Here is a 15,904-nt window from a genome sequence, read left to right as displayed (position 1 = left end):
AACGATGTTAAAAAGCTTAGATCAATTATTTAAAGAAAATGAAGGAAAAAGGGCGATAGGCTCTTTTAATGTACATTGTCTAGAAATGCTGCCAGCGATGCTAGAAGGTGCAAAAGAATTGAACGCACCTATTATTATTCAGACATCACCTGGAACTGCTGAGTATATAGGGCTTGATTTACTCGTATCAAGTATGGAAACACTATCCAATAGATTGGAATTAGATGTTTGTATACACATGGACCACTGTAAATCGATTGATTTTCTAAAAGAAGCAATCGATGCAGGGTATACTTCGGTTATGTATGATGGATCCAGTTTAAATCTTGATGACAACATTAAAAACACCAAAATTGTAACAGACTATGCCAGATTAAGAAATGTTTCGGTAGAAGGGGAAGTGGGAACGATCGGTGGAGCGGAGGATGGTATGGTAGTAGCTGAAGAAGATGCCATATATACTAATCCTGACGATGCCTATACCTTTGTTAGAGAAACAGGAGTGGATGCTATAGCTGTTGCGATAGGAACGACACATGGTCAATATAAATCAAAAGCGAAAATAAATTTCGAATTATTAGCAGAGCTTTCTACTAATATGAATGATGTAGGATTAGTGCTTCACGGAGGTACAGGAGTTTCGGATGATGACATGAGAAAATGTGTATCCCAAGGTATGAAAAAAATAAACGTTGGAACAGAATTGAACAAATCTTATATTGAAGAAGTTAATAAAACATTCTCTACTGCCACGCCATTAACTTCTTTAAGGAAGCTTCTATTACCTGCCAATAATAGAATAAAAGATATTGTAATGGAGAAATCAAAACTGTTCCAACTTATGTAAACAATAGTATACCATAATATTCAAATTATTTACAGGAGGAAAGCAATCTTGGTCTTGAAAGCTAGGTTGCTTTCTTTTTGGCTTCCATTTATCCTCTTCTTCCTTACTAACCTTCATGTTGATCTGTAAAAAGCCACCAATATAATGTGCTAAGGAATCCTATTAAACCTGTTGCGAGGATGATAAGGAAAGAATTCCACCCTATAGCGCCTGCTTCTCTTGCAATACCACTGTAGATTGCAGGGATAGACCATGGGAAGAAATCACCAAAGCCAGCAGCTGCAATTATTTGAGATAAGACCAATGTTAAAATAACAAAGCCTAATGGAGCTAAATAACCACCACTGTAGCATGCAAAGAAAGCAACGGGTGAGCTTAGGAGTATCGTTAGTATAGTAACCACTAATAGTACGTAAAGACCTTGTGTGAATATTTCGTGAGACCATTGAGGAAGTCCTAACATCAAACCAATAAAGATACCGAGACAGACTATATAGATACTTAATAAGAAATTTGTAAGCATAGCTATTAAAAATTTTGCGGTCACAATAATGGATCTTGAATAAGGTAGTGCCAAGAGGTCCTTAGCGGTTTTGTCAGCATATTCTCTACCGAATATCCAGCTTGTAACAAAGCCAAAAATTAGAATTCCTCCAACCGAAATGATTTGGGCAAGTAAGCTTAAATATGATGGCCAGCTTGCTTCTCCAGCAATTTGGGCTTTTGCTCCGAGTAACCCTGCGTTTTTTGCAAGCACTGGACTTTTTAAAACAAACATAAAAAATCCGGCCATTAATGGTGCAATCGTGAAAGCTGCCATAATAATCCAAACTACTTTAGATTTACGAATCTTTAGCCCTTCGGCATACAAAGCATTAAGAAAGTAATTCATTAGATTTTGTCCCCTTTGATTCAATGATTCTTAAAAAATAAGATTCTAAGTCTTCCTCTTCCACGGTTAATCTAGATGGTGGAAAGCCTTCGAATACAAGAAAACGAGATATTGCCTCCGGATGATAGATGGCTTCTTTGTCGTATAACTCGATAAATCCATTCTTATTTATTGCACAGGTGTAGCCAGTGGCTAAAAGCTTAGACATGGCTGACCTTCTATCTATACAGTCAATAATAAGCCGTTGATTGAGAAGTTGATTCAATTTAGTTGCTTCCATTTCTTGCAATAACTGCCCTTCGTGAATAATTCCAATTTTTGTAGCGATTTTAGCCACTTCACTAAGAATATGGCTAGAAATCAAAATAGTAACCCCCTTATGGAACGCCAGATCTTGAAGTAACTCTCGTATCTCCACAATACCTGCTGGGTCTAATCCGTTAACAGGTTCATCTAGGATTAATACTTCTGGACTCGACAGAAGTGCTTTTGCAATTCCTAACCGTTGAGCATTTCCTAAAGAGAGGTTTTTGGCTTTTTTGGTGGCATACTTTGTTAACTGAAGCTGATTCATCACTTTTGCTATCGACTGTCGATCTGAAATCAATCTGAGACGACCATAGATTTTTAGATTTTCTTCAACCGTAAGCTCAGGATAGGAGTAAGGGGTTTCCACCATATAGCCCACCTTTTTCCATATACTAGAATTGGTTAAACTAACTTTCTCTCCATTTATATAACAAGCACCTTGATTAGGACGGATCATTCCTAGTAACATTCGAATAATAGTAGTCTTTCCCGCTCCATTCAAGCCGATAAATCCATAAATCTCTCCTTTATTAACTCGTAAGGAAATATCCTTTACTGCCTGATGTCCTTTGTAACTTTTGGATAAATGCTTCGTTTGGATAATGGCGCTCAATTTACTTTCCTCCCTCACTTTGTATGAGACCATCCACGATAAGGTCAATGAAGAGATCGATTGTTTGCTGATAGACTGCTAGCCCAATTTCCTTTTGGTGTAATGTTAACAAGAACAAGGAACGAAGCAGTCCTGCTATTACCTCTGGTTTTTCTTCAATCTTGAATCCTTTCCTTTTTAATTTTTCAAGCAAGGGTAAAAATGATGACGAGTCATTTTTAAAATGCTTCTCTAGTAATTCTGGTGATAGTTTTTTTAGCATTTCCTGCAAGTTGTTGCCGATGTATAATTCACGAATTAATGGATTTGTTTCAATCGTATGAATCAATTCGCGAAGCATGCTTTTGATTGCTTTTTTTGGTTGCTTCTCCTTGAAAATATCTACTTTCGTGAATTGCTCCCTAATCTTTTCTTCTTCCTTTTCTAGGATGATGAAGTACAGCTCTTCTTTTGAATGAAAGAATTTATAAAAGGTTCCTTGAGCGATTCCTACATTTTTAGTGATTTCAAGAATACTTGTTTTTTGAAAACCCCACTTACTAAACAGAATTTTTGCTTGTTCTATAAGAGAATTAGTGATCACTTCTTTCTCATGTTCATTAAATCCTCTTGCCATAATAATCACTCCTTCGATATGATTTTATGAATAAAATTATTTTATATTCATAAAGATTATACTACTTTTTAACAAATAGGAAAAGATTTATTTTTAGTTCAATTGCTTAACATCCTAATAAGCCACCCTGTATTAAGGGTATATTTCAATAAATACATGGAAAAAATAAGTAATATAAAAAATTGGATGAAAAGGGGTGGACCACTTGTCAGGACCAGCATTAAGAAAAGTAGATAGTCATTCAGCCATTCATGATGCTGCATTGCAGGAAGCAAGAGAATTGACGAATGTTATCGAGCGTTTTTGGAGAAATGGTAATAAGGAAAGGGCATTAAAGACGGCTTTTATTACGATAGAGCATTGGCAAACAAGAACACTCGCTCATGCTGATGCGGAAGAGGAAGGGCTTTATCAAGAGATTGCTGCCCAATCTAGCGAGAAACACGAAAAAATTATGGGACTAAAGCGAGACCATGATTTAATGCGAGGAATCGTAAGCGATTTAAAAGAGGAATTAAGTACGAATGGGATGAATGAAGGTATCATTCAACAATTGCATGCACTTATCATTATTGATGAATTACATAATCAGGATGAAATGAAAGTATTACCAGACCATTAATAGGAGGTGAGTGTATTGCTATTAGTATCCTTCTCTCCATTTTTATACCAACAGTTGCTTGATACGATTCAAAAGGAAAATCTACATTCATTTGATATCGATGCACATGTGATAAAAGGAAATCATCACATAGAAATTGAGATTTACTTTGGTGAAAACTTTCAGCATGTAACGAAGCAAAGTTTTCCAGTCAAGATTTTAGAAGAAAGAGATCAAGACTATTTAAACTTTTGTACAAAAATTGGCCAAACATGTAAAGAAACGATGATTCAGGATTATTTCAAGATGATGAAGCTATAACTTTCTAAAAGCGAGGGAATTACTATGTTTTTATATGAGCAAGAAGCTCAAATGGGTGATGATCGTCAAGATTTGATTGAAATATTACAGATGCGTTTTGGTGTCCTTCCCGAAGAATTAGAGGAGCATCTCTATCAACTTAGCGAATTCGAAACATTGCAGCGACTCATTTTAGTAGCTGCCAATGCTCCTACTCTCCGTGTATTTATGGAAGAACTTCAGGAAGGTAACCATCCTTTTAAACTAGTAGGGGAAAGATTTAATCCATTAAGAAAAATAGGTGATAGAAATGAAGAATAATCCCCTTTTTAAACATTTGAAATTTTTAACACCTGGTCAAAAGATTAACCAAGGTTTTACGGAAGAAAGTAAACGTCCGCGCGATTGGGAAAAAATCTATCGAAATAGATGGGGTCATGACAAAATTGTCCGATCCACACATGGTGTAAATTGCACTGGCTCCTGCAGCTGGAAGATCTATGTAAAAGATGGCATCATTACCTCAGAAACACAACAAACGGATTATCCTTCAACAGGGGAAGATTTCCCTGAATACGAGCCTCGTGGATGTCCACGAGGTGCTAGTTTTTCTTGGTATACCTATAGTCCTGTACGAGTTAAATATCCGTATATTCGTGGTGATTTATACGCAATGTGGAAGGAAGAAAGGGAGATAGGCCAGGATGCTGTTCAAGCATGGAAAAATATCACAGAAAATCCAAAGAAACGTGATAGCTTTATAAAAGCACGTGGAAAAGGTGGATTTGTTCGAGCGGAATGGCAAGAGGTGTGTGAAATAATTGCAAGTGCGACCATTGCGACAATTCAAAAATACGGCCCTGATAGAATTGTTGGATTTAGCCCTATCCCAGCGATGTCTATGGTTAGTTATGCTGGAGGAACCCGTTTCTTATCATTAATTGGTGGAACGATCCTAAGCTTTTATGACTGGTATGCTGATTTACCACCAGCTTCTCCACAAGTATGGGGGGATCAAACGGACGTACCAGAAAGCGCTGATTGGTACAACTCTAAATATTTTATTATTTGGGGAACAAATCTACCACAGACGAGAACACCAGATGCTCATTTTATGGTGGAGGCTCGTTACAATGGAACCAAAGTGGTTGGTGTTAGTCCTGATTATGCAGAATACGAAAAGTTTGCAGATCTTTGGTTGCCAGCTCGTGCAGGTACAGATGGAGCATTAGCTATGGCAATGACACATGTCATACTCAAAGAATTTTATGTGGATAAACAAACCCCCTATTTCATAGATTATGCCAAGCGTTTTACTGATTTACCTTTTTTAATCACCATTGATCAAAAGAATGGTCAATTTCGTTCAGGTCGTTTCCTTCGTTCATCGGATTTGTCTGAAGACCATAAATTAGGCGAGTGGAAGCCAGTTGTCTGGGATCAAACAACTAACCACTGGGAGACACCAAATGGAACCCAAGGTCATCGTTGGGATGAATCAAGTAAATGGAATTTAGAGCTAACCAAAAAGGATGGAACAGTCATTGACCCTCAATTAAGCTTTATCAACCAATCTGACACCGTTATCGAAGTAGAGTTCCCCTATTTTGCAAAAGCAGAAGGTGACGTGATAAAGCGAGGGGTTCCGGTAAAGGAGATACAACTAAAAGATGGTGAGCAAAAGTATATCACAACGATTTATGATTTAATGATGGCCCATATTGGCGTACCGCGAGGGTTGTCAGGAGATTATCCGGAAAATTATGAAGACCCCAAACCATATACCCCTGCGTGGCAGGAAAGTATAACAACAGTACCAAAACAGCATGTGATTCAAGTAGCAAGAGAATTCGCAGACAATGCAGAAAGAACAAAAGGTAAATCCATGATTGCCATGGGTGGTGGTACAAATCATTGGTTCCACAGTGATCAGATATACCGATGTATATTAAATCTCATTTTGCTTACAGGCTCACAAGGTGTCAATGGTGGTGGATGGGCTCATTATGTTGGTCAGGAAAAGGTGCGACCAGTGGAGGGCTGGCAGCAAGTAGCCTTTGCTAGGGATTGGGGGGAAGTCCCTCGTTTGCAAAATGGAACATCCTTCTTTTATTTTGCAACAGATCAATACCGTTATGAAGAAAGTCAGGCATATCCTGAAAATAATTGGCGTAGCAAGTATATGAAAATGCACCCAGCAGATGTAAATACTTTAGCGGCGAGACTTGGCTGGTTACCATCATATCCACAATTAACGCAAAATAGCATCGATGTTGTGGCACAAGCGCGTCAACAAGGTGCTAAGGATGAGCAAGAAATTATTCAAAGAGTAACAGACCAATTGAAGAAGGGAGAACTTGATTGGGCAATCGAAAACCCTGATAATCCACAAAATTTCCCGCGGGTCTTTTTCAATTGGCGTTCTAATCTATTAGGGGATAGTGGAAAAGGTCACGAATATTTTGTAAAACATTTTATTGGTGGCGATAATCAAGTATTGGCACAGGAGGGCACATCCTGGCGACCGGAATCTGTCCATATGAACGAAAAAGGGGCGGAAGGGAAGGTTGACCTATTTGTCAGTATGGACTTTCGAATGACAAGCTCTGGGCTTTTCTCTGATATTGTGTTACCAGCGGCTACATGGTATGAAAAATATGATATTTCCACAACCGATATGCATCCATTTATTCATCCCTTTAATGCTGCAGTTAACCCGCCATGGGAAGCCAAAAGTGATTGGAATACTTTCCGCGAAATTGCGAAGGTTTTCTCAGAATTGGCAGCAGAGCATTTGCCTGGAGAGACAGAGGAGTTAATGATGTCACCACTTGGCCATGATTCACCAGGAGAAATAGCCCAACCATTCGGTGAAATTAAGGATTGGCGTAATGGAGAGACCGAGGCTATCCCAGGAAAGACCATGCCAAGCATGCAAGTGGTTAGAAGAAATTATAGCAAGACCTATGATAAAATGACGACAATTGGTGACACATTAAAGAACGGCTATGGAATGAAGGGAGTGCACTACCCTGGGGAAAAGGTCTATCAAGAATTAGAAAAACGATTGGGAACGTCCAAGCGGGAGGGACTTGGAAAAGGTCATCCTGAGCTCTATAAAGACAAGGATGCGATCGAGGCTATTCTGCTTATGTCTGGAGCATCTAATGGTAGACGAGCGGTGGAAGGATGGAAATCATTAGAAAGCAAAACAGGTCAGCCATTAGCTGAAATCTCTAAAACTAGAGAAGAAGAGGCCTTCACCTTAGATGATCTGACAGCACAGCCAAGACATACCATTTCTACACCTGTATGGAGTGGCTTAGAAAAAGACCATCGACGCTATTCCCCATTTACGGTTAATAAGGAATATAAGATTCCTTGGCGTACATTAACGGGTCGTCAAAGCTTTTACTTAGACCATGAAATGATGCTTGACTTTGGCGAAGGATTGCCAACCTATTTACCACCACTTGCCCATGGACCTTATATTAAGGGAGAAAAAGAAGCAGAGCATGATCAACCATCACTTACGATTCGTTATTTAACCCCACATCAGAAATGGGGTATTCATACGATGTTCACAGAAGCTACTCCAATGGTCCAGTTATTTAGAGGTTGGCAGGTTGTTTGGATGAATGAAAAAGATGGTGCCAAAATCGGGCTAAAGGATAATGATTGGATTGAGGTTTATAACCGTAATGGCGTAGTGGCAGCACGTGCAGTGTTAACCTACCGAATTCCAGAAGGGATGGCCTATATGTACCATGCACAGGATCGCACAATGGGTGTACCTGGAACGACCATTACGAAAAAGCGTGGTGGAACACATAATAGTGTGACTAGAATTACTGCGAAACCAACTCATATGATTGGTGGGTATTCGCAGTTAAGCTATGGTTTTAATTATTATGGGCCTACGGGAAGCCAACGAGATACAATCGCTATTATTAAACCGATGAAGGAGGTCAACTGGCTTGAGGATTAAAGCGCAAGTAGCAATGGTCATGCATTTGGACAAATGTATTGGATGTCATACATGCTCTGTAACCTGTAAAACAACATGGACAAATCGACCAGGGGCAGAATATATGTGGTTTAACAATGTAGAAACACGTCCAGGCCCTGGCTATCCAAAACAATGGGAAGATCAAAATCGGTATAAAGGGGGTTGGGTGTATCGTAATGGAAAACTCCGCCTACGTGCAGGTGGTCCATTATCTAAATTAAAAAATATTTTCTATAATCCTGATATGGAAACCCTCGACGATTATTATGAGCCTTGGACCTATGATTATCAGAATCTGATCCATCGTAAAAAGGGGGACAGTTTACCAGTTGCTCGGGCCAAGTCTATGATTACAGGTAAATATATAGATAAACCAGAGTGGGGATCGAACTGGGACGATGATTTGGCAGGTGGTAGTGAAGTGGTACCAATGGATCCTAATGTCGAGAAACTGCAGGAACATATTGCAATGGAATATGAAAAAACCTTTATGATGTACTTGCCACGCATTTGTGAGCATTGCTTAAATCCATCTTGTGTAGCATCCTGTCCTTCAGGAGCATTGTACAAAAGGGAGGAAGATGGCATTGTCCTAGTTGATCAGGATGAGTGTCGTGGTTGGCGTTTTTGTATGAATGGCTGCCCATATAATAAAGTGTACTATAACTGGAACACACATAAAGCAGAAAAATGTAATTTCTGTTATCCAAGAACAGAAGCAGGCTTGCCCACGATATGTTCCGAGACATGTGTCGGACGTATTCGTTATATTGGGGTCGTTTTATATGATGCTGATAAAGTGAAAGAAGCGGCATCTGTAGAAGATCCAAAGGAATTATACGAGGCTCAATTGGCTTGTTTCCTCGATCCGTTTGATCCAGAAGTGATCGAAAAAGCAAAAGAAGCTGGGATAAACGAAGAATGGATTACCGGGGCTCAGGATTCGCCTATTTACAAAATGGCGATGAAATGGAAAATTGCTTTACCATTACATCCGGAATATCGTACTTTACCAATGGTTTGGTATGTTCCGCCACTCAGCCCGATTATGAACCACATTACTAATGAAGAAGAATTAAACACAGATGGTTACATCCCTGCAATTGATCAAATGCGAATACCGGTAGAATATTTAGCATCACTTTTATCAGCTGGAGATACCGATGTCATTCGTAATGTCTTACTTAAATTAACTGCCATGCGCGTGCATATGCGTCAAAAGACAGTAGGAGGGATTGACCCATTAAGTGAAAGTGATTTATTAAAAGCTGCTGATATGTCTGAAGAACAAATAGAGGAGATGGCAAATTTACTCGGAGTCGCAAAATATAAAGATCGTTTTGTCATCCCAACTGGAAGAAGAGAAATGCAGGATGATTTATTTTACAAACAAGGTGCATGTAGTTTAGAGGAAATAGCTCCACCTGAAGGTATGGTTACCTATCCATTTGAAAGAGGGAAAGATGCATGAAACAAAAAGAAGCAGAATTATTAATAATAGCAGCTCGATTGTTAGATTATCCATCAAAGAAAAGTCTCGAATATGCTCTAGCATGGACTAGACAATCAACGATTTGGTCTAAAGACCAGGAACGTGTTGTCAACGTGTTAAGTCCACTTCAAAAAATGAACTTCTTAGAGCTAGAAAAACTTTATGTAGATACATTTGATCTCAAGGCAAAAATCGGATTATATTTAACAGCTCACGAGATTGGGGACAGTCCCAAAAGAGGCGCGGCTTTAGTTAAATTACAGAAAATCATCAACCAAGCTGGTTTTGACAGGAGAGATGGTGAATTAGCGGATTATATGCCGATGTTATATGAATTAGTGGCGGTTATGGATGAAACGGATGATGCCATTCGTTTGTGGAAGCGATTAGGGAATGCCACTCAAATTATTTATAATCAATTGCCAGAAAATAATCCGTATTATCCTCTGATTTCATTATTAATGACAGATGTATTCCAAGCACCAACAAAAGAAGAGTTAAAGCAAATGGAGCGAGATCGTGAAAAAACGGATCTAGATGAGTTACCATACCCATTGCTGTATAACTAGCTATTCTTAGGGAGGAAAACAAAATGTTAGATATCTTTTTGTGGGTGGTTTTTCCTTATATTACACTAACAATCATGGTTTTAGGTTGTTTGTATCGTTTTATGTATCGACAAAAAACTTGGGTAGCGCCATCAACAGAATTTCTCGAGAAAAAATGGTTGCGAATTGGTTCACCACTTTTTCATTATGGAATTCTCTTAGCTATTATCGGTCATGCGATGGGGCTAATCATCCCAATCGAGTTTTATCGAGCACTTGGGATTAGTGATCATCTCTATCATATTGGGGCTATTTATGGTGGAGGAATTGCAGGTCTAATGGTAGTAGCAGGTGTTATCATTTTGTTGATTCGCAAGGTTACAATGGATCGTGTCAGAATCCATGCTACCTTTGCTGACTTTTTCACTGTGATTGCTTTAATTATAGTAGCTGGAATCGGTACCTATATGACGATTGTTTATAATACGACCGTAGAAGCCTATGAATACCGGACTACGATCGGACCATGGTTCCGAAGCTTGTTCGCATTTCAACCACAGTATCACCTAATGGCAGAAGTCCCTACTCTCTTTAAGGTACATGTAGTAGCATCCTTTGGCTTATTTGCATCGATTCCTTTCACACATTTAGTTCATATCTACAGTGCTCCTATCCATTATTTAGCAAGATCACCACAGCAATATCGATCACGATCCGGTTATCAGGTGAGAAAATGATAAATCTGGCTACCAATCAAGAATAGTTGGTAGCTTCATTTGTTTTTCTTGACTTCATAAACTTACAAAAGTATAATTACTTACATAAAGTAAGTTAGCGAAAAGGAGGAAGTTTATGAACTTTCATCAAAAACCGATTACCTTTGTTAGTCATGTTCATTTGAAAGTAGAAGATTTAATTCGATCTGTTCAATTTTACAAAGAAGTGGTCGGATTTACTATATTAGAACAAACCAAAACATTAGCAAAACTAACAGCGGATGGCAAGAATACGTTATTAACTATTGAACAACTGGAAGATGTTCTACCACAACAAGGGAGAACTACAGGTCTTTATCACTTTGCTATTCTATTGCCAAAACGCTCGGACCTTGCTGATTTTGTTTATCATTGCGTTGAACGAGGAATAAGGCTTGGTTCCTCTGATCACTTGGTCAGTGAGGCGCTTTATTTTCATGATCCAGATGGAAACGGTATTGAAGTATATACTGATAGAGATCCATCCACATGGATATGGCAGGATCAGCAGGTAAAAATGGCCGTCGATCCATTAGATTTCGAGGATTTATTAAAGCAAGGTAGTCGTCATGGCTGGAAGGGGCTCCCTAAGGATACAGTGATGGGACATATTCATCTTCACGTCGCAGATCTTGCTACAACCGAGGAATTTTATAGGCAAGGTTTAGGCTTTGAAGTAGTTGAACGCTTCAGCGATCAAGCTCTGTTTATTTCAACAGGAAAGTACCACCATCATATTGGGTTGAACACATGGAATGGAGTAGGTGCACCAAGACCAGTAAGGAATAGTGTTGGACTTAAATGCTATACTATTAAATATCCAGATAAAGCGACACTACAAAAGGTTGCAACAAACTTAAAAGCAATAGGCGCAAAAGTTGATGTGAAAGAAGGCAAATTAGTTACAGAGGATCCTTCTGGAAATCAGATTATTCTATCTATTTAAGCAGTTTATAATTAAATTTAATACGAAACAAATTAAAAGAATCTATTTATAAAAGTGGATTCTTTTTATTTTATTTTTCACAGCATTAATCATCTGTAAGACTCCACACTTATATATTGGAAAAATGTGTTAGAATTAGTGTTAAGAGAAAATTGTTAGAAGGAAGGATCCTTGAATGAAAAAAGCAATCATAAGCATCGCCACCATAATTGGAATCAGTTTAATACTTACCCTTATTTACTATCAAAATAGCGAACCTACACTACCCACAGATCAGCTTGTACAACAAAATAAAACCCCACAAACGCAACAAGAACCAGAGCCATTACAACCAATCGGGGTAACAGAGAAGCTTGGCTATTCCCTTCAAAATGATGAGGTGCAAATGACGTACGATAACGGCGAAACTTGGATGAAGGTACCAATTGAAAAACAAGATTTATTTGAAATAACCTATAGAGGGAATGAGCAAGAATTAGAAGAAGGTAGTTTTATTTTTTCAGAAGAATTAACTGGATTTCTATATTCAAAGGCGGGAAATATTGTATTTCACTATTCAAGGGATAAAGGGGAGACATGGCAGGAGGCAATAGTGCGAAATTCACCATTTCCGATGCGCTTTCGAAAGATAGACTTTATTGATTCTAGCTTCGGGTATGCCATCTTCACTGGAGATAAGGCGATGAGTCAGGAAGAATCGTTTGTCTATCTCACATTTAATGGTGGCGAAACATGGCAAAAAACAAATCATCCTGGTGTAACGCGACTCATAGCAGATGGAGGATTTGTTGACCATCAAACAGGTTTTTTATCCTTTGGAATTTTAAACCCAGAGGCACCTGAGCTTCATGTATCCCAGGATGGGGGAAATAGCTGGAAAAAAGCACAAATAAATATGCCTAATAAATATGATAGAGTATTTGTTATTGCTGAGGTTCCCTTTATAGAAGATGACCATTTAGCACTTCTTATTCATCAAGGGCGATCTGGAGATTACATGGGTGGTAAGGTGAAAGGTAAATTTATTTCCAAAGACAATGGGCTTACATGGGAATTTTTGATGGAGGTTGAACCGAATGAAGAAGCATAAGCTATCCATCTTCCTTGGATGGATTTGTTTGCTAATAGCATTAGGCAGTTTTTTGTTACAAATAGGTAGTCTATATGTACAACAAAAATACCAGTTAGAATATATTGATCATCGCCTATTTTATATCATTAATATTGTATGTCTTATTTTTATCTTGCTGGCACTCTTTTTATTTGTTTCATTTAAGAAATCGTGGATCATTTCTATGAGTTGCTTTGTGCTACTATTTACGATTATTCATCTCCTTTTCATGCAAAATGATCAAAAGGAAATTAGGAATGTTACCAGTATTTCTCCACATAGGAACCATGTATTTTCGATTAAGCATAATATTAGCACTGGAGAGAGTGTATATTATAGGTCGCGTTACAAAATTTTAGGTCAGGCTAAAGAAACTTTACCAGACTTAATTCAAAGTGACTTGAAAATAGATTGGTTAGTCAATGATGTGGCAGCCGTTACATATCAGGCATCTAATGGATCGATTCAACAGTTTGTTGCTACATTTGGTGATCGTGGTGATGGAATGAGCTACTACTATGTGGGTGCAGAAATTCACGGAAGATGGCAGTCAGATCAATTGGAAGTACGATCTTCCTCAGATGGAATTTTAATAAAGCAAGGAACAAAAGAAGCTTTATTTAACTGGGAAAATATCGAACAATTTGGAACATTGGCGTTAGTATTATCGAAGAATGGTGAAGCGAAGTGGACAATTGCATTAGACGAAAACTTCCAAAAATCATCTGATACAGCAACTATGGCTCCTTCCGGTAATATTATTTTATCGAAAGCAGTGCTCACAAATAATCAGCCAGTAAAGCTATCCTTTGTAAAAGAGTAAGGAGGAAATATATATGTCACAACTACATAAGAAAGAAGCACCAAAATCAATTACTTGTAAAATCATTACAGTCAGTGATACAAGAACTGAAGAAACGGACAAAAGTGGAAGACTGATGCGCGATTTTTTAGAAAGAAATCATCATCAGGTGAATGCTTATGAAATTGTCAGAGACGAGTATAAAGAAATCCAAAAGGCGATCGAACGAGGAATCGAACAGGAAGGTATTGAGGCCATCTTGTTAAATGGAGGAACAGGGATTGCTAAACGTGATGTCACAATAGAAGTAGTGAACAATATGCTAGAAAAAGAGATGCCAGGATTCGGTGAAATCTTTCGAATGTTAAGCTTTCAAGAAGATATAGGATCGGCAGCGATCTTATCAAGAGCAACTGCTGGAGTTATAAGAAATAAAGCCATTTTCGCAACACCAGGTTCTTCAGGAGCAGTTCAATTAGCGATGGATAGATTAATCATTCCTGAGCTTGGACATGTGATGAGGGAAATCTATAAGGATATAAAATGAGGGGGTGTCCTAACTGAGAATAGAATTTATTCATTATATGATAAAATCGTCCATCGGTGTTATGATTGGTACTATCTTAGGAATGCTCGTTAGGATTTATATCGTATTAGAATCAGGTGATGAATTAATATCATTAAAAAGTTTAGATATATTCATCATGTTGATTTTATTCCTTGTTAACTTAATTGTTTTCATAGTTTTCAAAAGAAAGAAGAGCCAGTTTAAGGGAGAAGAAAAGCAACACTCCTTCTAAATGTTAATCTAAAAGCTGCCTAGGATAATGGCAGCTTTATTATTGCTAACTAAAACATTACTTTTTTGATGGAGATCTTTCGTCACTAGGCGTACTGTGCAAGCGAAATGTCGCTTTCTACTAGTTACAATGTTAAATAAAGAAGCTATTATGATATATAGGCGTCAAAACATTTCAGCATGAAATATAAGCAATGCATAAGGAGGGCACCTACCTATGATGCCTCAAAAACGAATAAAATTCCCTGTAGGCTTTTGGAAAGGAATAGCCCAATTAGGGATTACTGCACAAGATGTTGTTCGAAAAGCTCACCTACCTTTAACTATCATAAAAGAACAAGCTGTTACGAACGACCAATATTTCGCGATCTGGCAGGCATACTCAGATCTGATGGATGACACAGCCGAAGGAATTATTAAGCTCGCATCTGGGTTTGAAACAACGCTTTACCCGCCAACTGTTTTAGCGACTTATCATGCTCGAGACTATCGTGATGCTTTACATCGAATGGCTCGATACAAACGAATGTGTCCTCCAGAAGCTTTACGTATCACAGAGAAGAAGGATCATTGTATCATCGAATTAGCCTGGTCAGAGTCAGATAACGTGCAAGCAGGTCCACCGATGTTAATTGGTATCACACTAGCATTTCTATTAGAACTAGGGCGTAGAGGTACAGGGCAACCTTTGGCTGCAAAGAGTGTCGAATTCGCGCAATCAATGGGTGATGTACAAGCACTTGAATCCTATTTCGGTTGTCGTGTGAAGACCTGCGGCACAAGTAACCGATTAATATTAGAACGGAAAGATTTGGATCGACCGTTTGAATCGTATAATGCAGAATTATTGGAGATACTTACGCCAGTATTAGACCAATCATTAGAGGCTGAACAAAGTAACCGTTCGATTAAAGAGATGGTGAAGTGGATCACGAAACGCAGTCTTTCAGGAGGACGTCCTAACATTCAAATTATTGCCAACGAATTAGGGATGAGTGGGCGTACTTTACAGCGTCGCCTTAAAGATGAAGGCACTAGCTTCAACGATCTATTGACACAAGTCCGACATGAGATGGCAAGAGAGTTCTTGACAGATCTAAAGCTTGATTTAAAAGAAGTGGCTTTTTTGCTTGGCTATGAAGATTATAATTCCTTTTTTCGAGCCTTTCGTCATTGGGAAGGAGATACCCCTTCAAACTGGCGTGATGATCATAGAGAAACAGAGTCAAAAATCTAACAATGCTTTTTTAGGAGGAGAACATTA

The 15,904-nt window shown here is 38.4% G+C and carries 16 protein-coding genes; 13 read left to right on the top strand and 3 right to left on the bottom strand.

The features are described from left to right. Positions 1-4: 4 nt before the first annotated feature. Entirely contained in the window at positions 5-847 is an 843-nt protein-coding gene (locus tag ACZ5R4_RS08655) for a class II fructose-bisphosphate aldolase (RefSeq protein ID WP_109985827.1), read from the top strand. A gap of 106 nt (positions 848-953) precedes the next feature. Here the strand turns inward: ACZ5R4_RS08655 and ACZ5R4_RS08650 are convergent, their stop codons facing one another. Genes ACZ5R4_RS08650 through ACZ5R4_RS08640 form a run of 3 tightly spaced genes read right to left on the bottom strand, consistent with a single transcriptional unit; the run spans position 954 to position 3,277 of the window. Continuing rightward, a complete protein-coding gene (locus ACZ5R4_RS08650) occupies positions 954-1,739 on the bottom strand; it encodes an ABC transporter permease (protein ID WP_054860936.1) in 786 nt (261 codons plus the stop codon). Beyond that, complete coding sequence (locus ACZ5R4_RS08645; RefSeq protein WP_464368354.1) at positions 1,723-2,661, bottom strand: ABC transporter ATP-binding protein; 939 nt, start codon at positions 2,659-2,661, stop codon at positions 1,723-1,725. The genes ACZ5R4_RS08650 and ACZ5R4_RS08645 overlap by 17 nt, the downstream gene beginning before the upstream one ends. A 1-nt stretch (position 2,662) precedes the next feature. After that, the gene (locus tag ACZ5R4_RS08640) at positions 2,663-3,277 is read right to left on the bottom strand and encodes a TetR family transcriptional regulator (RefSeq protein WP_054860938.1); all 615 of its coding nucleotides are present in this window, start codon (positions 3,275-3,277) and stop codon (positions 2,663-2,665) included. A 196-nt stretch (positions 3,278-3,473) separates the two neighbouring features. Between ACZ5R4_RS08640 and ACZ5R4_RS08635 the strand changes: the two genes are divergently transcribed. From ACZ5R4_RS08635 to ACZ5R4_RS08580, 12 genes are all read left to right on the top strand, one after another. Beyond that, complete coding sequence (locus tag ACZ5R4_RS08635; RefSeq protein WP_342767762.1) at positions 3,474-3,899, top strand: hemerythrin domain-containing protein; 426 nt, start codon at positions 3,474-3,476, stop codon at positions 3,897-3,899. A 15-nt stretch (positions 3,900-3,914) separates the two neighbouring features. Beyond that, the gene (locus ACZ5R4_RS08630) at positions 3,915-4,199 is read left to right on the top strand and encodes a hypothetical protein (protein WP_054860939.1); all 285 of its coding nucleotides are present in this window, start codon (positions 3,915-3,917) and stop codon (positions 4,197-4,199) included. Between the two features lie 24 nt (positions 4,200-4,223). After that, a complete protein-coding gene (locus ACZ5R4_RS08625) occupies positions 4,224-4,499 on the top strand; it encodes a hypothetical protein (protein ID WP_054788014.1) in 276 nt (91 codons plus the stop codon). Continuing rightward, the gene (locus ACZ5R4_RS08620; protein WP_464368353.1) at positions 4,489-8,166 is read left to right on the top strand and encodes a nitrate reductase subunit alpha; all 3,678 of its coding nucleotides are present in this window, start codon (positions 4,489-4,491) and stop codon (positions 8,164-8,166) included. Before ACZ5R4_RS08625 ends, ACZ5R4_RS08620 begins: the two co-directional genes overlap by 11 nt. Beyond that, a complete protein-coding gene (gene narH / locus ACZ5R4_RS08615; protein WP_109985833.1) occupies positions 8,156-9,658 on the top strand; it encodes a nitrate reductase subunit beta in 1,503 nt (500 codons plus the stop codon). The genes ACZ5R4_RS08620 and narH overlap by 11 nt, the downstream gene beginning before the upstream one ends. After that, positions 9,655-10,248 (top strand): nitrate reductase molybdenum cofactor assembly chaperone, encoded by a 594-nt coding sequence (gene narJ, locus ACZ5R4_RS08610; RefSeq protein ID WP_109985834.1) that lies wholly within the window; start codon positions 9,655-9,657, stop codon positions 10,246-10,248. Before narH ends, narJ begins: the two co-directional genes overlap by 4 nt. A gap of 23 nt (positions 10,249-10,271) precedes the next feature. Beyond that, on the top strand, positions 10,272-10,964 hold the full coding sequence (narI, locus tag ACZ5R4_RS08605; protein WP_109985835.1) for a respiratory nitrate reductase subunit gamma: 693 nt from the start codon (positions 10,272-10,274) through the stop codon (positions 10,962-10,964). A 115-nt stretch (positions 10,965-11,079) separates the two neighbouring features. After that, the gene (locus ACZ5R4_RS08600) at positions 11,080-11,928 is read left to right on the top strand and encodes a VOC family protein (protein WP_464368352.1); all 849 of its coding nucleotides are present in this window, start codon (positions 11,080-11,082) and stop codon (positions 11,926-11,928) included. 175 nt (positions 11,929-12,103) lie between these two features. Next, a complete protein-coding gene (locus ACZ5R4_RS08595; protein ID WP_464368351.1) occupies positions 12,104-13,018 on the top strand; it encodes a WD40/YVTN/BNR-like repeat-containing protein in 915 nt (304 codons plus the stop codon). Next, a complete protein-coding gene (locus tag ACZ5R4_RS08590) occupies positions 13,005-13,862 on the top strand; it encodes a hypothetical protein (protein WP_464368350.1) in 858 nt (285 codons plus the stop codon). The genes ACZ5R4_RS08595 and ACZ5R4_RS08590 overlap by 14 nt, the downstream gene beginning before the upstream one ends. A 13-nt stretch (positions 13,863-13,875) precedes the next feature. Further along, complete coding sequence (locus ACZ5R4_RS08585) at positions 13,876-14,388, top strand: molybdenum cofactor synthesis domain-containing protein (RefSeq protein ID WP_054860944.1); 513 nt, start codon at positions 13,876-13,878, stop codon at positions 14,386-14,388. Between the two features lie 472 nt (positions 14,389-14,860). Further along, complete coding sequence (locus tag ACZ5R4_RS08580) at positions 14,861-15,877, top strand: helix-turn-helix domain-containing protein (protein WP_277680377.1); 1,017 nt, start codon at positions 14,861-14,863, stop codon at positions 15,875-15,877. The last annotated feature ends 27 nt before the right edge of the window (positions 15,878-15,904 follow it).

The sequence above is a fragment of the Gracilibacillus sp. JCM 18860 genome (assembly GCF_055395245.1).
Note: the sequence above shows the minus strand (reverse complement) of the source record. Positions and strands in the feature narration are given on the sequence as shown.